Annotated in this window: 20 protein-coding genes; 11 read left to right on the top strand and 9 right to left on the bottom strand. The window is 37.6% G+C overall.

What is annotated here, in order from left to right; all coding sequences use genetic code 11:
• Positions 1–109: 109 nt before the first annotated feature.
• Complete coding sequence (locus HMPREF0877_RS05545; RefSeq protein WP_081443725.1) at positions 110–685, bottom strand: restriction endonuclease subunit S; 576 nt, start codon at positions 683–685, stop codon at positions 110–112.
• Between the two features lie 10 nt (positions 686–695).
• Here HMPREF0877_RS05545 and HMPREF0877_RS05540 point away from each other — a divergent pair, with 10 nt between their 5' ends.
• Positions 696–1,211 carry a restriction endonuclease subunit S domain-containing protein gene (locus tag HMPREF0877_RS05540; RefSeq protein ID WP_002828280.1) on the top strand — a complete coding sequence of 172 codons (516 nt, stop codon included), beginning with the start codon at positions 696–698 and terminating at the stop codon, positions 1,209–1,211.
• 69 nt (positions 1,212–1,280) lie between these two features.
• Here the strand turns inward: HMPREF0877_RS05540 and HMPREF0877_RS05535 are convergent, their stop codons facing one another.
• Positions 1,281–2,210 carry a site-specific integrase gene (locus HMPREF0877_RS05535; RefSeq protein ID WP_040760672.1) on the bottom strand — a complete coding sequence of 310 codons (930 nt, stop codon included), beginning with the start codon at positions 2,208–2,210 and terminating at the stop codon, positions 1,281–1,283.
• A gap of 200 nt (positions 2,211–2,410) precedes the next feature.
• Here HMPREF0877_RS05535 and HMPREF0877_RS05530 point away from each other — a divergent pair, with 200 nt between their 5' ends.
• Entirely contained in the window at positions 2,411–3,412 is a 1,002-nt protein-coding gene (locus HMPREF0877_RS05530) for a restriction endonuclease (RefSeq protein ID WP_002828277.1), read from the top strand.
• A 77-nt stretch (positions 3,413–3,489) separates the two neighbouring features.
• Here HMPREF0877_RS05530 and HMPREF0877_RS05525 read toward each other — a convergent pair whose 3' ends face one another.
• The 3 genes from HMPREF0877_RS05525 to rlmH form a co-directional block, all read right to left on the bottom strand.
• A complete protein-coding gene (locus HMPREF0877_RS05525) occupies positions 3,490–4,350 on the bottom strand; it encodes a formate/nitrite transporter family protein (protein ID WP_081443724.1) in 861 nt (286 codons plus the stop codon).
• A 49-nt stretch (positions 4,351–4,399) separates the two neighbouring features.
• A complete protein-coding gene (locus HMPREF0877_RS05520) occupies positions 4,400–5,494 on the bottom strand; it encodes an alpha-hydroxy-acid oxidizing protein (protein ID WP_002828274.1) in 1,095 nt (364 codons plus the stop codon).
• 245 nt (positions 5,495–5,739) lie between these two features.
• The gene (gene rlmH, locus HMPREF0877_RS05515; protein ID WP_002828273.1) at positions 5,740–6,219 is read right to left on the bottom strand and encodes a 23S rRNA (pseudouridine(1915)-N(3))-methyltransferase RlmH; all 480 of its coding nucleotides are present in this window, start codon (positions 6,217–6,219) and stop codon (positions 5,740–5,742) included.
• Between the two features lie 733 nt (positions 6,220–6,952).
• On the opposite strand from rlmH, the gene HMPREF0877_RS05510 reads away from it, so the two are divergent.
• Together HMPREF0877_RS05510 and HMPREF0877_RS05505 are read left to right on the top strand one after the other, a co-directional pair.
• The gene (locus HMPREF0877_RS05510; protein WP_002828271.1) at positions 6,953–8,296 is read left to right on the top strand and encodes a TrkH family potassium uptake protein; all 1,344 of its coding nucleotides are present in this window, start codon (positions 6,953–6,955) and stop codon (positions 8,294–8,296) included.
• 52 nt (positions 8,297–8,348) lie between these two features.
• The gene (locus HMPREF0877_RS05505) at positions 8,349–9,167 is read left to right on the top strand and encodes a Cof-type HAD-IIB family hydrolase (protein ID WP_040760670.1); all 819 of its coding nucleotides are present in this window, start codon (positions 8,349–8,351) and stop codon (positions 9,165–9,167) included.
• 213 nt (positions 9,168–9,380) lie between these two features.
• Here the strand turns inward: HMPREF0877_RS05505 and HMPREF0877_RS05500 are convergent, their stop codons facing one another.
• A complete protein-coding gene (locus HMPREF0877_RS05500; protein ID WP_002828269.1) occupies positions 9,381–10,079 on the bottom strand; it encodes a ribonuclease H1 domain-containing protein in 699 nt (232 codons plus the stop codon).
• A gap of 123 nt (positions 10,080–10,202) precedes the next feature.
• Between HMPREF0877_RS05500 and HMPREF0877_RS05495 the strand changes: the two genes are divergently transcribed.
• The 3 genes from HMPREF0877_RS05495 to HMPREF0877_RS05485 are packed head-to-tail and all read left to right on the top strand — an operon-like array spanning position 10,203 to position 11,999.
• The gene (locus HMPREF0877_RS05495; protein ID WP_002828268.1) at positions 10,203–10,595 is read left to right on the top strand and encodes a GntR family transcriptional regulator; all 393 of its coding nucleotides are present in this window, start codon (positions 10,203–10,205) and stop codon (positions 10,593–10,595) included.
• The gene (locus HMPREF0877_RS05490) at positions 10,582–11,289 is read left to right on the top strand and encodes an ATP-binding cassette domain-containing protein (protein ID WP_002828267.1); all 708 of its coding nucleotides are present in this window, start codon (positions 10,582–10,584) and stop codon (positions 11,287–11,289) included. Before HMPREF0877_RS05495 ends, HMPREF0877_RS05490 begins: the two co-directional genes overlap by 14 nt.
• Entirely contained in the window at positions 11,289–11,999 is a 711-nt protein-coding gene (locus tag HMPREF0877_RS05485; protein WP_002828266.1) for a hypothetical protein, read from the top strand. The genes HMPREF0877_RS05490 and HMPREF0877_RS05485 overlap by 1 nt, the downstream gene beginning before the upstream one ends.
• A 68-nt stretch (positions 12,000–12,067) precedes the next feature.
• Here the strand turns inward: HMPREF0877_RS05485 and HMPREF0877_RS05480 are convergent, their stop codons facing one another.
• Entirely contained in the window at positions 12,068–12,757 is a 690-nt protein-coding gene (locus HMPREF0877_RS05480) for a DUF6198 family protein (RefSeq protein ID WP_040760667.1), read from the bottom strand.
• A 466-nt stretch (positions 12,758–13,223) separates the two neighbouring features.
• Here HMPREF0877_RS05480 and HMPREF0877_RS05475 point away from each other — a divergent pair, with 466 nt between their 5' ends.
• The 4 genes from HMPREF0877_RS05475 to HMPREF0877_RS05460 all read left to right on the top strand — a co-directional run bounded on the left by HMPREF0877_RS05475 (position 13,224) and on the right by HMPREF0877_RS05460 (position 17,749).
• On the top strand, positions 13,224–14,090 hold the full coding sequence (locus HMPREF0877_RS05475; protein ID WP_002828264.1) for a homoserine O-acetyltransferase/O-succinyltransferase family protein: 867 nt from the start codon (positions 13,224–13,226) through the stop codon (positions 14,088–14,090).
• On the top strand, positions 14,087–15,373 hold the full coding sequence (locus HMPREF0877_RS05470; RefSeq protein WP_002828262.1) for an O-acetylhomoserine aminocarboxypropyltransferase/cysteine synthase family protein: 1,287 nt from the start codon (positions 14,087–14,089) through the stop codon (positions 15,371–15,373). Before HMPREF0877_RS05475 ends, HMPREF0877_RS05470 begins: the two co-directional genes overlap by 4 nt.
• A gap of 183 nt (positions 15,374–15,556) precedes the next feature.
• Positions 15,557–16,864, top strand: coding sequence for an NCS2 family permease (locus HMPREF0877_RS05465; protein WP_002828261.1), 1,308 nt, complete (start codon positions 15,557–15,559; stop codon positions 16,862–16,864).
• A 129-nt stretch (positions 16,865–16,993) separates the two neighbouring features.
• A complete protein-coding gene (locus HMPREF0877_RS05460; protein WP_002828260.1) occupies positions 16,994–17,749 on the top strand; it encodes a hypothetical protein in 756 nt (251 codons plus the stop codon).
• A gap of 142 nt (positions 17,750–17,891) precedes the next feature.
• Here HMPREF0877_RS05460 and HMPREF0877_RS05455 read toward each other — a convergent pair whose 3' ends face one another.
• Together HMPREF0877_RS05455 and HMPREF0877_RS05450 are read right to left on the bottom strand one after the other, a co-directional pair.
• Positions 17,892–18,887: a D-2-hydroxyacid dehydrogenase gene (locus HMPREF0877_RS05455; protein WP_002828259.1), complete on the bottom strand. Its 996-nt coding sequence runs from the start codon at positions 18,885–18,887 to the stop codon at positions 17,892–17,894.
• 31 nt (positions 18,888–18,918) lie between these two features.
• Complete coding sequence (locus HMPREF0877_RS05450) at positions 18,919–20,067, bottom strand: aminotransferase class I/II-fold pyridoxal phosphate-dependent enzyme (RefSeq protein WP_040760663.1); 1,149 nt, start codon at positions 20,065–20,067, stop codon at positions 18,919–18,921.
• Between the last annotated feature and the right edge of the window lie 166 nt (positions 20,068–20,233).

Raw genomic sequence — 20,233 nt, 5'->3', positions numbered from 1 at the left:
CTTTTGTGAATTGTTTATATTTTAATACAATGATTTTAGTATGCCATCAGTTAACTCTGATGGCTTTTTTAGAGCGTAAATGAAAAAATTAATTTTTTCAAAAATATAATCACTTGTCTTGGTTGACAGTTATTAGATGATTTAATAGTTTGAAAAAAGAACCAATTTTTTCTTGTTCTTCTTCAATTGGTGAACTAATTATTAAGTTTCCAACTTGTTCAAGAGACAGGTTAGGCTGAGCACCAACAGTTGGGTTCTTTCTAATGTACTCAGCAACTACATGGCCACTAAGTGACGTAATCAAAAAGTCACTATCGAAATCATATCCACGAATAATTGACAAAGCCTGATTTGTATTTGCGGGCAGTAAGGAGGAGCCGACAATAGCAATGCGACCTAAAGTTCCTGCTATTGAAAATAAAATATCATTTGCTTGGAGGCGAGATCGCTTTAGATAACTATCATGTTCCTCTTGAGAAATCTTTTGAACAGGATATATTTGGTTATTAGACAAATTTTCAACTTTAATAAAATTTACATTTCCCACACCTGACTTATCTTTTGGAGTGGTTCCCTTTGTAATTAATTTTGTATTATCTATTAACCTACGCTTTTCCCAAGCATTTACAAAATGTTGAAAAAGATTTGAGGTATTCTCTTGGGAAAAGCGTAAGTTTAAAACTATAGTTAATCGTGTGTCTACTACAAGTCGAAAAGAGACACTGCCTAGAATTGAATATGAAAATATTATTTCAGGTGAGGGACGATTAAAGAATGACGTATTTGAAATAGGTGACTCTAGAAAGGGAATTTATTTTCAAAAAAATGATGTTCTTTATGGAAAATTACGTCCATATCTAAATAATTGGTTTTTTGCAACATTTCAAGGTATTGCAATAGGTGATTTTTGGGTATTAAGAGCAGCTCCATGTATCTCTCCTAAATTTATATTTAGTCTAATTCAGAGCCCTAGATATAAAGTTGTAGCCAATATGACTACTGGAACAAAAATGCCACGATCGGATTGGAATAATGTATCCGCTACTGAATTTAGAATTGCCAGAAATGAAGATGAACAGATGAAAATAGGACAGCTTTTTTTATCACTTGATAATCTCATCACTGTCAACCAGCGAACAACTATCCTTTTCGCTCCTGACCAAAACAGTACCTTATCGCTGCGATTTCATCCACCATCGGCGTTAAATTAAAGAAAAGACCATGCTGTATTTTGATAACACATGATCTTAATCAATACTTTTATAATAAAATTTGTTAAATCACATTAATGTTGTTAAGTAGCGCATGATTTTATCGGTATCAGCGTTTTCTAATTCTTGGATAACATGTAAATAGGTTCGTTGGGTTGTGTTCATATTTGAGTGACCTAAACGTTGAGCAACGGAGCCAATTGAGACACCAGCATAGAGTAACAACGATGCATGTGTATGGCGTAGCCCGTGAACGCTAATTTCGGGAATACCTGCTCGCTTACAATAACGAGCAAGCTTGTCATTAGCGGTTTCATTGTAGAATTTTTTACCAGGTGTGATAAAGATTGGCTGATTTTTTGGTAAATCTTTTATTAGTTGTGCAAACTGCATTGCAACTTGCCAATCTATTGGTACTTTCCGCATTGATGCGGTGTTTTTAGTTGGTGTAAATTGCCCCTTGGCAGATTTATAGTCCCAAGTTTTATTGACTGATAAGGTTAATCTTGATAAGTCAAAATCATTGGGTGTGATACCTAATGCCTCGCTAAAACGTAAACCGGTTTTGGCAATCAGTAGAAAGAAATAGTCTAATGAGAGTTCATCACCGAGGGTCAGCTGTGCAAGAAGCTTTGTTAGTTCTTGTTGATTGAGATACTTAATTTTGTGCTGTTGTGTCACGGTACCCTTTATAACAATTTTTCTAGTTGGATCAATAGTTAGCAACCCTTCTTCTAAAGCGTCTAAAATGCCGGATTTAACTTGATGGTGAAAGTCTAATACAGTTTGCTTTTCATGCGTCTCAGCATATAAATTCAAAAGTTCCTGATAGACTTGTCGGTTTAAATCACATAATCGTAAATTAGGCACCAATTTTCTGAGTTGTTTGTGAGTTTGTTGATATTTAGCATAAGTTATTTTCCGAACAGCCCCCTCCTTGTAGAGCTTCATCCATTGGTGATAGTAGTCATGAAAAAGTAACGTGTTATTTTGTGACATAAGGTCACCTCCTGAAAAGTATTACCTTACTGATTTAGTAAGGCAACTTAATAATCAGAACTATTTGCTAATAAAGCAATAAACAAGTTTTAGAATTTTTTGCAAGGCAGACTAGTTGTAATTAGTCACACTATAAAATAGCTATACTTCAGTCGTAGTATAATTATTGTAATTGATTATGAATGAAATGAGATAATGATATGGTAGTAAATAATGTATGGGCAGATAAATTTGGATTGGATAGAAAAGTAGATTCAAAACAGGTAAAGATGCCGAAATCTTGGATCTCCTATTTTAATGCTGAGTCATCACAAATTGAAAAAATTTCAGCAATTGCCATTATTAAAGCTTTAAAGGAATTTGGCGGTCCAACTAAGGCAAAATTAGTTAAAGAGAAAGCGAGTGAGTATGATTGTTATACTCAAGAAGAACGTGAAGCAACTGGTGATTCTGGCTACAGTGTATTAAATCTACATCAACAGTTTGCAATGTCTAATTTAAAAAGAGCTGGACTACTAACTTCACCTACCAGAGGAGTTTGGGAATTAACGGATGAAGGCCGTCGTATCAATTGGGAAACATTTGATATATGGGAAGATGTTTACTCAAAATCGATACCTGTCTGGGAAGAAACAAAGGCAAAGAAGCGGAAGCAGAAAAAGGCTGCTAAACAAGCGGCACAGGAAGAAACGAGTGTTAATGCTGATGTAACCAGTGATGGCGAAATGACGGAAGTTGATGAGGACGAAGTTTGGCGTAAAGAGTTACTGCGTAAATTACAAAATATGAATCCTTATAAATTTGAAGAATTAGTTGTTAATCTACTTCGTAAGATTGGTATTGAAATGGCTTTAACACCAAAATCAGGTGATAGTGGTATTGATGGGATTGGTTATTTACGTACACCTGAATTATTGACATATAAGGTGGTTCTACAAACAAAGCGTTTTGCTAAAGGTCAAGTTACCGGTCCGGATATCAGTAATTTTGCGGGAACAATCAGCGGTAACAATGCGGACCGTGGTATTTTTGTAACAACATCCACATATACGAAAGATGCTGTTAATCGTTCACGTCAGGGAGCTAACCTCATTACGTTAATTAATGGTGAAGAATTAATTGACTTATTATTTGAGCAACAAATGGGTGTTAGAGAGAAAACGATTGTTGTTATTGATGATCAGCTATTTTCTGAGAATTAATTTCTAAAGTTATGTACACTAAAAAGCATTGCAGCCCCACCAGCTGCAATGCTTTTTACATGTCTATGAAATGTTTATTAGTCAACGTATGATGTCTTTGTGCGGTTCAACCAAGCATAGGTCATACCAATTAACAAACCACCACCAACATAGTTTCCAATCAAAGCAAAGAACAAATTATGAATAACACTAACAAGTGTCATGCCAGGAATCGTTCCATGTGATGCGAAAAATGCTAATGAGAATGCTGGGAAGTTAGCGATAACGTGTTCGTATCCCAGGAATGCGAAGATAAAGATGACGAAAATAATGGCCATAACTTTACCTGCATCATCCTTCATACGTAAGTTGATAAAGAATGCTGTGTTAACGATAACGTTAGCAAAGATTGCTTCAACGAAGATCTGAATTGATGACTTGCTTAATTTGGCAGCGATTCCGGTAAACAAGTAATTACCAGCTGGTAAGTCTTGGAATGGACCGGTTAAGGAAACCATATAAGCAAAAATGATACCACCAATTAGGTTAAACAATAGTGTTGTGCCAAGAATTTTAGCGGCTTTAGAGAACTTTAGTTTCTTCCGGTAAACACCAACCGTCATGAAAAGCATATTAGAGGTACCTAGTTCGGCTCCCATAAAGATAATCATAACCAGTGACCAGCTAAACATAAAGGCAAAGGTAAACTTACCAGATCCTGGTAAAAACTTTTCGGCTTGTATGGCAGTACCAAAGGCTGCCGCAGTACCTAACGTTAAGAATAATGTTGCCAACATTGAACGAGCTGCATAACGCGCATAACTATTGTTAAATAATGCAACTTTATTCATTAAGGCATCATCGATTTTTTTAAATAACGGTGATTTCTCAACGGGTGCTTCTTTTGCTGCTACACTGGGAATTTCAGCAGCATAATCTCTATCTTGTGGTATATCCATGTCTTCTCCTAATATATCAGTCAATATTTTTATTTGAGTTTATTTTTTATTACCAAGCGTCTCGTAAAGTAAACTTTCTAACGTCATCGATCGTTTGAGTACCAGCTAATTGCATAACTAGAGCCAACTCATCCTTAAAGAAGTTAAAGACTTGTTCAACACCGGTTGCACCACCAAGTGATAGACCGTAAATAACAGGACGACCGATAGCAACAAGATCAGCACCAGAAGCAAGGGCCTTGAAGACGTGTTGACCACGACGAACACCACTATCAAAGACAACGGGTGCGCGACCATTAACTGCTTCAGCAACAATTTCTAATGATTCAAAGGCTGCGGGTCCACCATCTAATTGGCGGCCACCATGGTTTGTTACCCAGATTCCACGCGCCCCAGCATCTAGTGAGCGGTAAACATCTTCAGCAGACTGAACACCCTTAACATAGACAGGGATATCAGTATGGCTGGCGATGTATTCAACATCACGAGGTGCTAACTTTTGCTTAGCAGACTTGTAGACAGCATCCATTGTTTGACCGACACCAGATTGGTAGGCAGCCACAATTGGCATTGCTAATGGGAAAGTAAAGTGATTGCGCTTGTCAGCTTCACGGTTACCACCAAGGGTTGCATCAGCAGTTAAAACAATAGCCTTTGAGCCATTGCGCTCAGCAGTTGCAATAATCTGGTCATTAATACCATTGTCCTTACTCATGTAGAATTGGAACCATTGGTTAGCATCTTGACCACCAGCTTCACGAATATCTTCTAGTGTTGTTGATGCGAATGATGAAGCCGTGAAAATTGAACCGAAGTTGGCAACACCTTTCGCTGAATACTTTTCACCTTCAACGTGAGCTAAACCATGGGCAGCAACTGGTGCCATGATAATTGGTGCTGTTAGATGCATGTCTTGGAAATCAACGGATGTATCTGGATTTTCAACATCACGTAAAACACCAGGAACAATTACCTTCTTATCGAATGCCTTAATATTGTTCTTGTATGTGATTAGATCGCCAGCGCCACTTTTAATGTACCCATACCCACCTTTTGGGATCACATTTGCAGCAGCTTCTTCTAAATCATTTGTATTAACAAAATCAATTTTTCCTTCACGTTCACTCGCAATGTATTCTGACATATGTATAAATCTCCTTAAAATTAAATAAACCCTCAATTAGTGTAAGCGTTTACACTAAACCTACAAGGAGTACCTTACACTATTTAATTCCTGAATACAAGATTTAATATTAAAATTAATATCGTTTATCATGCAAAATCATTGTTTATTTAATCACATATGGGACATTTCATGGAAATTAGAAAATGTATTTAATCATGTTTATATATACAAAATTTGGTCAAAAAATTTGCGATTCGTATGGACTATTTATGATAAGGCGTATGTGCATTAATCATAAAACTACGGTAAATTTGTTCAGTTAATACTAGACGCATTAATTGATGTGGTAATGTGAAACGACCAAAACTTATTTGTGTGTTGGCACGTTTTAGAACATCAGGTGCTAACCCTAATGATCCACCAATCACAAAAGTTAAATCAGATTTACCTGTGGTTGTTAAATGATCGATTTCAGCAGCAAGTTCTTCACTAGAGCGCTCTGTTCCTTTAATTGCTAATGCAAAAACGTACTCCTTATCTTTAATTTTATTAAGGATACGGTCACCTTCTTTTGCCATCACTTGATCCATTTGGGCCTGTGATAATTGTTCGGGTGCTTTTTCGTCAGGAACTTCAATAATTTCTACTTTGGCAAATTTATGCAAACGTTTTGCGTATTCTGCAATACCATCTTTCAGGTATTTTTCCTTTAATTTGCCAACACCGATAATTTTTATGTTCATTGTTTGTGTGCCTTTCTTAAATAGTTCGTTAATTTTATAAACTGTTTTATAAGATGTGGATAAGTACTAAAAAAAATCGTAAAAAATACGTTATCCACAAGTTAACCACAACCTAAAAAATGCCTGCGAGCATTATTATACCAAAGTGTACAGCGATCTTTGTGAATATTTTTAGACATTTATCCACTGTTGTGAATAATGGTTGTGGATAACTTGTAAAAAGTGATGATAACGGCATTTGTAAACGCTAAATTAGTGAAATTATACTCACAATAAATAAGTATGAAAAAAGTTATACACAATATAAAAAGTTGCTTTTAAATCATTTTACAAAATATATGAAGCTAAAACCAAGATAACATTCGATATTTTTGGTTTTTATAGGAATAATTAGTCTGTATAATTCAGATAAAACGTTTTAAAAACGTATAATTTTGATAAATTGAACGATGATTAGGTTAAATTTTGATTTTTGTGCAAGGTTTAACCTAATTTAAAGCTAAAAGCCTAATTTAATAACCTTTTGTTCATTACAATTAGTTTTAACAGGTTATCCACATTGACATATGCATTGATTTAATAGGGTTTCTCAACAATAAATTGCGAGTTATTCACATGTTTTCCACAGAAAGCGGTGGAATACGTGGACTTTTCCTCAAGTTATCCACAAAAATCTGTGAAAAACTTTTGCCATGCTCCTGTATAATATAAAGAAGTTGGGAGATACTTAATTATGAAAAAAATATTTAGCAAATTAACGCCACCACAGGTATTAACGTTTGGATTCTTGGCGATTATATTTGTTGGGGCTTTTATATTAAGGATGCCTGTTTCACAGCAAACTGGTGTGCATGTTAATTTCCTTGATGCGCTGTTTACTGCTGTATCAGCTACGGCGATTACGGGGTTAACAGTTGTTAATACAGCAGCAACTTGGTCGACGTTTGGACAAGTTGTCCTGCTGGTTATGATTGAAATTGGTGCATTAGGATTTATGACGTTTGCGGTATTGTTATTTGCAATAACTGGTCAACGTTTAGATTTAAAAGCAAGGTTAATGGCACAACAAGCATTGAATTTGCGGAATTTAGCAGATGTTAAGAGTGTATTGTCATACGTCTTCTCGCTGTCAGCGATTATTCAAATTGTCGGTGCCGTATTGATGTTGCCTGACTTTATTCCCCGTTTTGGTATTGGTAGAGGAATTTATCTGAGTGTTGCCTCTTCAATTTCAGCATTTGGAAATGCGGGCTTCACCTTCTTTGATAAACCAGTGTCATTTCTTCAGAATGATCCCTATATTTTAATTATTTGGATGTTACTGATTACGGCAGGTTCCTTGGGATTCCTTGTTTGGCGAGATCTATTACTTTTTCACAGGCAGCGCCGAGTTAGTCTACATACTAAAGTCGCGCTAAATGTGTCAGGATGGTTAATTGGGTTAAGTTTTGCCATGTTTTTGTTTACTGAAAACGTTTTGGCACCCCTAGCACATACTTCATCACTAGGTCATCGAATTCTTGATAGTTTGTTCTTAGCAGTTGTCCCTCGTACGGCGGGACTTGAGGTTGTGCCACTATCTAATATTTCTGCAGCAGGTATCATGATTATCACACTGCTAATGTTTGTTGGTGGAACGCCAGGATCTACTTCAGGTGGTATTAAGACAACAACATTGGGTATTTTATGGATGCAATCACTTGCCGCACTCCGTGGCCAGGAACAAGTTAATTTTGGTGGTCGTCGTTTTAGTCCTAAAATTGTTATTAAAGCGATGATGTTAGCAGTTATTTCAATTGTTTTTGTGGCTGCAGTTTCACTATTGTTGATAGTGACGGAAACAATTCCTAAAGGTCAAGGCATGGAGTATATTGTCTTTGAAGTTATTTCAGCCTTTTCAACAACTGGTTTTTCATTAGGATTAACACCACATCTTACCAATTTTGGTGAAATCGTTATTATGATTGTGATGTTTATCGGTCGTGTTGGTCTATATACGGTGATGTTCTCAGTAATGAATATTCGTGAGAAGCCAAGTAGTTATCAGTATCCAACTGAGGAAGTAATTATTGGCTAAAAATCTGCTGATTGCGTAAACTATAAGGTAGAAAATGATAGGAGCTTTGAGCATGTCAGAAATCAAGATGATTGCATCCGATTTGGATAGTACATTCTTTAATGATCAGAAACATTATCATAAAACACATTTTGCAGATGTTTTGGATAAGATAACGTTGCAAGGCGGTTATTTTGTTGTTGCAACTGGTCGTGATGTTGATTCAGTGGATCCATTCTTTAAATCCTTTGCAGGACGTTATGATCTAGTTGCTGATAATGGTGCTGTTGTTAGAACGGCAGATGGTGAAATACTACAAATGGTCGGTTTAGACGTGGTAGATGTGACAGATATCATGGCGGTGGTTAATGAAATGCCATTTAAACCTTTGCATGGTGCAGTCTTTACCGGTGCAGAAACTGCCTTTATGTTACAATCGCAAGCACGCTTAAATCTTTTGCATAAAGCAAGAATGAAAAAAGTGCATGATAATTTACAGTTCATTGACTTTGTTGATCAAATTCATGAGCCAATTTTGAAAGTAACCGTAACTTATGAGACGGAAAAAACACAAGAGTTCATTGATTTGGCACGAGTTCGGTTAGGTAGTCGAGCGCACGTTACAACGTCTGGCTACGGCTCGGTAGACATCGTCGCACCAAATATCAATAAAGCCAATGGCCTGCAAGTTCTTGCGAGTCATTATGGTTTAAAATTGAATGAAAATTTGGTTGCTTTTGGTGATGGTCTAAATGACGCGGAAATGTTAAATGCCGCTGCCTACCCCTTTGCCATGATTAATGGTGATGAATCATTAAAAGCACTTTATCCAGCAGCTGTTGATGATAACAATCATGATGGCGTATTAAAAACTGTAGATACCTTATTGTAAAAAGAATACTTCATAAAAAAGACTAGCCCTGATATCAAGTATCAGGACTAGTCTTTTTATGCATAAATATACATTCTAAAAATTTGCGACATTTTCTGTTTTGAGCGGGTTTATTAATTGTTAATCTTTTGTTCCCCCTATTATTGAATCTTTGTGAAAAACACCAACCTTAACTTGTGAAGAACGTTACAATATGATGTAAACTATCTATTGTTATGATAATTGATCCATGGCATCATTTAATAGATGATCGACAGTGATGTTACCATGACTTGTTGCATGGCCTTTAACCCAAATAAATGATAAGCGTGCTGCCAGTGGTTTAATCAGTGCGTAAATTTGTTGCCAAGCTTTTAGATTGGCAATTTCCCCAGAACTTTTACGCCAACCGTTTGCTGCCCAGTTATACATCCAATTTGTTACAGTATCTAAAACATACTTAGAATCACTAACAATTGTAACGGGTGTTGATACTTTAGCGGTTTGCAGCAAAGCGTTGATCAGTGCCAACATTTCCATTTCATTGTTGGTGCGGCCCCAGTCTGCGCCACTATCAGTATATACGGGCTCATTGAGGTTAGAACCATGATAAATAGCAATTGCCCAGCCGGCTTTATCGGTAGCTTTGACGTGACCACCAGCGGTATTGCCAGTATTACGGCTACCGCCATCAGTAAAAATATAATATTGGTTGGGACTTGCGTGAAATGTGCCATTGTAGGCAGTACTATATTGGCGTGAGGTGTCATTTTTTGCGGAAACTTGGCTATCAAACCAGGTTTGGGCTTCGGCTTTTGTTGTAAAGCCTTTAAATTTGGGAGCTGGTTTTGTTTGTGTATAAGCTTTGACCTCTGACCAAGGTTTGGTATAGAGACCTTCGTATTTATTACCAACAATTGCGTATGTTTTCATTTTAAATCACCCTTAATCATGAAGTTGTTGCCCTAATAATAGCGTATTTTATGATGGTTTTCCAATTTGACAGTGCCTATTGTTTCAGTGTAGTATAACAGTGCAACACTGAAAGGAGCCAATATGGAATTTAGTTCAAATCAGCCCATATATTTACAAGTAGCAACTTGGTTGGAACAACAGATTCTTGAAGGAAAATACCAAATTGGTCACAAAATTCCAGGTGTCCGCGATTTAGCAGTTAATTTAATTGTTAGCACACGTACAGTGCAGAATGCCGTTAATCAGTTAGTTACACGCGGGTTGATTGTAACGAAACGAGGACAGGGTAATTTTGTAACTGAGGATGCTGCTAAGATAGATATCATTAGATTAAATAAGAAAATGCGTGTCACACAAGAGTATATTAATGAGATAATGCATGTTGCACAAGTACAAGAAATACCGGGCTTAATTGCAAGTGCCATTAAAGAGTATGAGGATGAACAGACAAGGAGGGGTAATGTTACAGGTTAATAATTTGCACTATACAAAAAGCCGACACGTCATTCTACGTGGTTTGAGCTTTAAGATACCATCACATCGCACAGTCGCCTTGTTAGGGGAAAACGGTGTGGGTAAAACAACTTTAATGCGCTTAATTTCTGGTCTAATTGAGCCCAATCCCCATTCAGATATTATGATTGATGGCAAGATGGGAGCAAAGATTAAAGCCAATTTATCATATGTATCAACACTAGACTGGGCAAATAATTATGACCGTGTCAGCGATATTGTAGACTATTTTAAGATGGGATATCCTGATTTTAATGAGCAGCGAATGGAAGAGTTGATTAAGTTCATGCGGATCGATCGTACGAAGCGGATTGCAAAGTTATCGACAGGAACCATTGAAAAATTGCTCATTGCGTTGACTATTTCACGTGATACATCCGTTTATTTATTAGACGAACCCTTTGGTGGTGTTGATGTTTTAGCACGAAAAAAGATTATGCAGTCATTGCTACATTGGTTGCCTGAAGAAGCAACCGTCCTTGTGTCTACTCATTACATCCAGGAGATTGAAAGTCTTGTGGATGATGCAATTATTTTGAAGGATGGTCGTTTATTAGCTTATGAGTCAGTTGAAAAGATTCGTAAGGAAGAAGGTCTATCATTGGAACAGTACTATACACAACTATATATTGAAGATAATGGAGGACGTGAATAATGTTAACTAACACACGACTCTTTAAAATTTTTGCTAAGGATTCCTTGAACCGTGCGATGTTTATCATGGGAATTGGTGCAATCGTCGGGGTTTTCATTTTTATTTGGCAATTATTACCATTTGTGTCACATGCGGAGATTTCTGGAACGATTGAGCCAACTACGTTTAAAGATCGATTGGTTGTTTATGAAGGCGCACTAGTCATTTGTATTAATTTAATTCTTGGTGTACGAACGTTTGTTTCTGCCGCAAAATCTTGGAATAAATCAAAATATGTTTTATTACCAGCACGGGTCGAGCAATTAGTCATCTGGAATCTCATTGCACGCTTTGTGGTTGGTGTATTTGCGATGTTTATCACCAGTATTGCCTTTTTAGGGCTTGAATGGTTTGTAAATTCTTCTTATCATGATGCGATTGTAGATGTATTGACCACCATCCCGCTGCATCAAATTGGTGTTTCATTTGATGCGACGATAGCATTATATTTATTTGTTAATTTAGCCGTAGTTACTAATAATTGGTTAATGGGATTCGTCAGTGATAAATGGCAACAACGAGTTAAAGTGTTGGGGCTAATTACAATGATTTTTGTTATGGGGTATGCTGTATCTTGGATACCAGATAATTGGATATCAGATATTATTGTTGATATTGTCATGCTGGTTCTCATTTGGTATTTGTTACGTTATCATAATGAGGCTAGGTAATCATTAAACATGAATAATGCCGCCAGTCGATTGGGATTGGCGGCATTATTTGTACTTTTATTATATATTTAGTGGCTGACTTTAATATTATTGAGTTTGTGTGCCAAATGGCCGAAAACATGGTGATCAGCATAACCAACGAACATACCTTGGAAGAAAAATGAAAATAGCGTACCAATATTAATAGCAACTAATTCACCTGAAAATGCCCAAACAATCATTGAAATCAGCATTGGGAATGAGAAGTTAATGATTTGTGAAATGGCAGCATTTCCTCTGAAAAACATAAATCGCGTCAAATTAGTTAAATCATCAATGGGGTGCAGAATAAATTGGAGGCGTTGCGTGATTGATACACCAAAACCAATAAAAATAACGCCAATAAAATCAATAATTGTTTGCCAAGCAATCGGTAGTGTGCCCACGCCAAGTGCGGTTAGGCGTGTTGACACAATACCAATAATGCTACTAAAGGCAACAACGAAAATGATGTTACCAATAACGTGAGGCCAGTCGATGCTTCGTTGCAAGATACAAACTAAGGTGGCAGCGAAAACACCATAGAAGAATAAAAATACACTAATTGAAGTGCCTGTGAGATTAGCAAGATTAGCTGCGGATGCTGTCCATGGAGCTGATCCCATGTTAGCGGCAACCGTAATACCATTTCCAAATGTATTGAAAAGTAATCCTGCTAGAAAATAGATGACGATTTCATGTGATGACAATCGTCGTAGTTGCCCGTGTTCGTTATACATAAAAATACCTCTAGAATAAATAACCTTCGTGTTCATTCTAACAAACTTTTGATAAAGTGATTGATGAGTTTTTATGATTTGCGTGCGAATTAAAATAAATGGGCATTTTCAAAAATATTTGACAATCAAAAAGGGTGATGTTAGTATGAGAAAAATTAAAAATAAATGAGACTATGAAAAGAAGAGTAGCTATAAACTAGTAGACAGAGAAGTCCAATTGGTGAGATGGACGATACATGTGAGTAGTGAAGATGAACTTAGAGTCAGAATATCGGTCGATGGGCTGATACTTTCGGAGTGGTACACGTTAAAAATACCGAGTTTACTTGCATAGTGAACTTAATGAGCCTATTTGTGTGAACGAATAGGAAAATCAGGTGGTAACACGAAATCTTCGCCCTGTACTTTTTTAATGATACAGGGTGAAGGTTTTTTATTTGTTGGATAAAGGAGGTGTGATGTCATTATGACTGTATATTTAAGAAATGGCTTATCTAAAAAGGCGCATGATGAAGTACCAATACAAACATTGGAAATCGGCATTATTAATTTAATGCCAAACAGGCAAGAGACAGAAGAACAATTTATTAGCTTGCTCAGTCAGAGTGAACAAAATGTTGCGCTATCCTTTTTTTATCCTGAAACACATCAATTTAGATATAGTTCAGCAGCTGTTGTTAAAAGCCATTATGAAACGTTGTCGAATGGGTTGAAACAGAGAATGGATGGTTGGATAGTTACCGGAGCACCAGTAGAAAAATTACCATTTGAGATGGTGGATTACTGGCACGAACTACAAGCAGTCTTCACGAGCTTTAGTGAACAAAAAGTACCCGTCATCTATGAATGTTGGGCAGCTCAGGCAGCATTATATCAACAGTATGGTTTTCAAAAAGCACTACGGGCACGCAAACTTAGTGGTGTTTTTGCAGCGGATACCATCCTTAGCAAGTCACATTTAATTTATGGCTTTGGTGCTGGAGGGCTTTTTCGAATGCCGCAGTCACGCCACACTGATCTTGTTTTGCCACAATCAGGACTGCCAAGTGAACTTGAGGTGATAGCTTCAGCACCAGAAGTTGGACCAATGGTTTTGGCAGACTCGTTGACTAATGCAGTGTTTGTGACAGGGCATCCGGAGTACACGCAATATACTTTAGATCGGGAGTATCAGCGTGATTATCAGCGTGGTTTAGTAGTTGATCCACCACACAATTACTATTTAAATGACTCCAAAGAACAGGTCAACTATTCTTGGCTTACCACTAGCCGTCAATTTTATCGGAATTGGGTAGGGCAAGTTATGCAAAAGAAAGTCGTGAAAAATTTATGACAGAAGAAAATCAAAATCTACACTTTGAAACATTACAAGTTCATGCGGGACAGACAGTTGATGAAACAGGGGCACGCGCAGTACCAATTTACCAGACAACATCATACGTATTTAAGGATCCTGAACAAGCAGCGGGTCGATTTGGGTTGACTGAACCAGGCAATATTTATACTCGTTTAACGAATCCGACAACCGATGTGGTTGATAAACGGGTTGCTGCCTTAGAACATGGTACGGCAGGCGTGACTTTGGCAACGGGAGCTGCGGCAATTACGGCAGCTATTCTTAATATTGCTGGTGAAGGTGATGAGATCGTTGCGGCCAGTACTTTGTATGGTGGAACATACGATTTATTTAATGTCACATTGCCAAAATTGGGCATTAAGACACACTTTGTTGATCCAGATGATCCCAAAAACTTTGGGGATGCGATTAATGAGCATACAAAGGCTGTCTATATTGAAAGTATTGGTAATCCAGGAATCAACCTGATTGATTTTGAAGCGGTAGCAGAAGTTGCGCATGAAAATGGTGTGCTATTACTAGTAGATAATACTTTCGGCACACCTTATTTAGTTCGTCCGTTAGAGCATGGTGCCGATATTGTGATTCATTCAGCAACAAAATTTATTGGTGGACATGGTACAACCATGGGCGGTGTCATTGTTGAAGATGGTAAATTCGATTATCGCAAGAGTGGTCGCTATCCAGGCTTTATCGAACCAAACGATCAATATGATGGCTTGGTCTTTGCTGATTTAGCACCAGCTGCCTTTACAACTAAAGTACGTGCCGAATCATTACGTGATTTAGGAGCAACGATTTCACCATTTAATTCTTTCTTATTGCTTCAAGGATTGGAATCATTGTCATTACGTGTTGAACGACATGTTTCTAACACAAAGAAGATTGTTGAATTTTTGAGTCATCATGATAAGGTTGCTTGGATCAATTATCCGGGGTTGCCAGACAATAAGTACCATGCACTAGCTGAAAAATACTTTCCAAATGGGGTGACGTCAATTTTCACACTTGGACTTAAAGGAGGCGAAGTGGCTGGTAAAGAACTGATCAAGAATTTGAAACTATTTTCATTGCTAGCTAATGTAGCCGATGCGAAATCATTGATCATTCATCCTGCATCAACGACCCATGCGCAATTAAGTGAAGAAGAGTTATTGGCAACAGGAACAACGCCTGATTTAATTCGTGTATCGGTTGGTGTTGAAAATGTTGATGATTTGATTGCTGATCTGCAGCAAGCGTTGGATAAAATTGAATGAAATTAGGGCAAAGGTGGTTTGACGTTCATCGTTCGGGAAAAGATGCTTAAAGTTCGTTTTGTAAGCCTATTCATCTCTTAATTTACGAAAAAAATAAGATACTCTTTGATTTTTTACGGGTAAATATAATACAATAGTGTGGTTGTTTTAAAATTGAATTTTTTATTAAGGGGTCTGATCTACATGTTTGAACGTTACTTCAAGCTGTCTGAGTCAGGAACATCTGTTAAAACTGAGTTACTAGCAGGTTTAACAACTTTCCTATCGATGGCTTATATTTTATTCGTTAACCCTTCAGTACTTGGCGCAACAGGTATGGACAAAAATGCTGTCTTTGTTGCAACGGGTCTAATTGCTGCTATTGCAACCATCTTTATGGGTGTTGTTGCAAAGTATCCATTTGCAATTGCTCCTGGACTTGGTATCAATGCCTTCTTCGCTTACAGTGTTGTTATTGGCATGGGCGTAAAATGGCAAACAGCTTTAGCTGGTGTCTTTGTTGCCGGTGTTATTTTCTGGCTATTGACCGTTTTCAAAATTCGTGAAACGATCATTAATGCGATTCCAGCGGACTTAAAGGCTGCCATTGCTGGTGGTATTGGACTTTTCATTGCCATGATTGGATTGGTTGATGGTGGTTTAATTGCTGCTAATAAATCAACGATTATTGGTTGGGGTAATTGGAGTGATCCTAAAGTCTTGCTAACGATTGCTGGTGTGTTAATTACTTTTGCATTATATGCTCGTAAGGTACCAGGGGCAATTTTTATTGGTATGGTTACAACTTCAATCATTGGTTTGGTAACAGGATTGATTCCATTGCCTTCATCAATTGTTTCTGGTGTACCAAGCTTGGCACCAACTTTTGGACAAGCTATTTTTGGATTAAAAGATGTGTTCACTTGGCAAATGATACCAGTTATTCTAACATTCTTGTTAGTTGCGTTCTTTGATACAGCTGGTTCATTGATTGGAATTGCTCGTTCTGGTGGATTCTTGGTAAACAACGAATTACCACGTGCTGGTAAAGCATTGATGGCCGACGCCATTGGTATGTTGGGTGGTTCACTTTTGGGAACATCACCAACAACAGCTTATGTTGAATCATCAACAGGAATTGCTATTGGTGGTCGTACAGGATTGACATCATTCTTTACAGGAATCTTCTTGTTGTTGTCATTGTTCTTCTCACCATTGCTAGTAGTTGTGACATCTAATGTGACTGCACCAGCATTGATTATTGTTGGAATTTTGATGGCTAGTAATTTGTCAGCAATTGATTGGAATGACTTCCCAGTTGCTGCAGCATCATTCCTAACTATTTTGGGTATGCCATTGTCATATTCAATTTCTGATGGTATCGCCTTAGGATTTATCGTTTATCCATTGTTGATGCTAGTGACAGGACGTGGTAAGAAAGTTCATCCTATCATGTATGCCTTAGGATTGATCTTCATTATATTTGTTTACATCTTACAAACGAATGGTTAATAGTTTCACGTGAAACAAAAGCGGCAAAACGAAGTTCTTTAACTTCATTTTGCCGCTTTTTTATTGTAGAATACTAACATAATTCAAGTGTTCATTTAATGTCAAACACCATGCGCGAAAGGAAAAACGATGACTGCCATTAATACGGATTATACTGATATGACACTGACCATTTCACTTGGGGATGGCCAAATTGGCTTAACCAATAAAGTGCCAGAACCGAGTATTAACGCTGTTACATTGTATTTTAAAAATGAGCAATTAATTAGTATTGATCAGGTGCCTGGTGATGAAACGCTCACGCGGGTAGCTATCATTACCCCGCCAACAAACATAGAAACTAACACGATTGCGCTCTATATTGATGAACTTGCCGCTGAAGCTAAGTTAAAGTTAGAATCGTCAATGACTGGCCAATTAACAGATGATCAGCGTCAGTCTGCCACGGCATACTGGCATGAAGTTGTACCGCTATTCGCATTATTAGGTATTACGGTGGCAAAAAAGAAGAGAAAGCCAACCAAGGCGCAACATCGCTTCAAGTCTGCTATGGCCGACGTACCTTTCAATACTGATTTTATTGGTACCAAAGCAACCATCTACTGGCAAAAGCGTCATGAGATGCGTTTAGTAGCTGGTGCTAAAATGCTGGCAGATGCCCCATTGAAAGCTGATGGTGGCTTAGGTGTTGATGCACGTTTTGCGAAACAAATACGTGCAGAACATGCTGATGCTTTTGACCCCGAAACATTCATTACTACTAAAGACATTGTCCTTAAAAGTGTCAACGAAATTGGGTTGTTTTTGTATTTTGGTGGCACTAACTCGTGGTTGGTATTTAAGGGGCCAGATGATCGAACGATTCATGACTGGACAGTCGTGTAATAACATAAAGAATGGGAACATTTGAAATGAGCGTGTGACAATCTGCTGCAATCTTTTGGAACACAAGTAAAGAGTATCAAACTACTGACTTTAATCGGTGGCTTGATACTCTTTTTCTCTCTAACAATTAATATTGTTTTGTCTAATTCAGTTCGTGTTCGCTGGTATTTCCATCAATAATAGTCAACATATCCTTCATAGAAATTTCAACCATATTGCGAATGGCATTATCCGTATAGAAACCAATGTGTGGCGTGATAATGGCATTTGGTAATTCTAAAACGGTTTTCAAATAGTCGTTTTCGAATGGTGTTTCTGAGAAATCACCACTAAATATGTTTGCTTCACCTTCAATCGTGTCCAAACCGGCGGCAGTGATCTCATGATTTTTTAAAGCAGCAATTAAAGCGGGGGTATCTACCACAGCACCACGTGAAGCGTTGATGAAAATGGCGTTAGATTTCATCTGTTTAAATACTGATTCATTAAACAGGTGATAAGTGCTTTTTAATAATGGCGTATGGGTTGTAATAATATCAGCTTCTTTATAGACAGTCTCATGATCAACATACTTTAAGACACTGTTGAGTTCTGGTCGGTGGATTGGATCAGCAGCAATGACAGTTGCACCCAGCGCTTTGAAAATACGTGCCACCTCACTACCTATTTTGCCGGCACCAATAATACCGACCGTTAAATCATGAATTTCACGCGCCTGCAAGCCATCCCATGTAAAATTGTAGGCATGCATTCGAGGCTGCGCAACATTTAAATGACGTAGTAGCCACATGACCTGGGTTAAGACCATTTCAGATACAGAACGGGGTGAATAAGCCGGTACATTGGTGACTTTTAATTGATATTGAGTGGCTAAGTCCAAATCAATCGTATCGTAACCAGTAATACGTAAGGTGATTTGTTTAATACCAAATTCATGTAACTTTTGATAGACAATTGGGTTATCAATTAGATTATCTTGTTCAGTAGAAATACCGTCATATCCTTTGGCCAAATCAACGGTATCAGGATTTAAAGTAACTTTATTTGAATGAACTTCAACATCAGGATGTGTTTTTATCCATTCTTTGATAACAGCAGCTTCATCGTCCATGATGTTGTACAGTAAAACCTTCTTCATTAAACATCCCTCTTAGTGATTAAACCCTGATTTAAAATGATAGCTTTGAAAAAGCCTGAACTGCCTTTTCAAGAGTAGCCATGTCTTGTGTGACCGCAATACGGATGTATCCTTTACCAGCATCTCCGAATGCTTGACCAGGAATAACTAACACCCCAGCTTGTTCAAGTAGGTAATTACTGAATTTAATATCATCCATGCCAGTGGCAGAAATATCAGCAAAAAGATAGATGCTGCCAGCAACTGGCAAGATATTTAACCAAGGTAATTTGTTCAACTCAGTTGCCACGTACTCTAAACGCTCACCAAATTGTGCTTTGAGTGCTGGTGTAATTTCGTCAATGTGTTGTAGTCCATAAGCACCAGCTGCCTGAGAAACGCTCGGTGCAGAAAAATCAATGCCCTCATTTAGCAGTCCAGCTGCAGCTACGACATCCGCAGGACCAATTAAATAACCAATTCTAAAGCCTGTCATTGCGAATACTTTTGACAAAGATCCAGTTACTAAGGTATGTTCTGGCGCAAGAGCCTCTAGCGGAACAAAATCATTGTCACCATAAACAAATGGCCAATAAACTTCGTCAGCAAGTAAGTAGATGTCGTGTTCTTTTGCTAAGTCGGCTAATGCTTGTAGTGTCTCCTGATCATAAACAGCACCAGTTGGATTGTTTGGTGTATTAACTAAAATTGCTTTCGTTTTGTCGGTAATTGCGGCGGCAATGTCAGCTTTCGTTGGTTGGAAGTTGTTTTCGGCCGTGCAATTGACAACAACAACTTTTCCGTGGTGGGCTTCAATTTGAACCTCATAAGGCGAGAAGTAAGGTGCAAAGATAATCACTTCATCGTCTGGATTTAAAATAGCACCAAAAGCTAAGAACGTTGCGTGCCCGGCGCCAACGGTTGCACGAACATTTTCTTTGGCATAGGTTAGGTTGAACTTCTTTTGATAAAAGTTAATGATCGATTCAAGATATTCTGGATCACCATCACTAGCCGTATAATGTGTTTTCCCAGCAGCTAAAGCTTCTTCAGCAGCATTTAAAATTGGTGCCGGGGTCGTCATATCTGGATCACCAATAGACAGATTAATGACATCGGTCATTAGTGCAGCATTCTTACCAATATCAGACATAATATTAGGTGCTGGATTTTGAAATAATTTTGAAAGGCTACGTGTCATGTGAAATCCCCCATAAATTCTCATTTTATTTTAATAGTATTATACATGCTTTTGTAGAATTGTGCAGGTAAAATTGAAAAATATACAAAAAAATGTATTTTAATGCATTGTTAAAAATAATCTTTATAGAACATTTTTGGAGTTAATTATTGACATGTCTGCTACT

It is taken from the genome of Weissella paramesenteroides ATCC 33313 (assembly GCF_000160575.1).
Classification (GTDB): domain Bacteria; phylum Bacillota; class Bacilli; order Lactobacillales; family Lactobacillaceae; genus Weissella; species Weissella paramesenteroides.
This window is presented reverse-complemented; position numbering and strand designations above follow the sequence as displayed.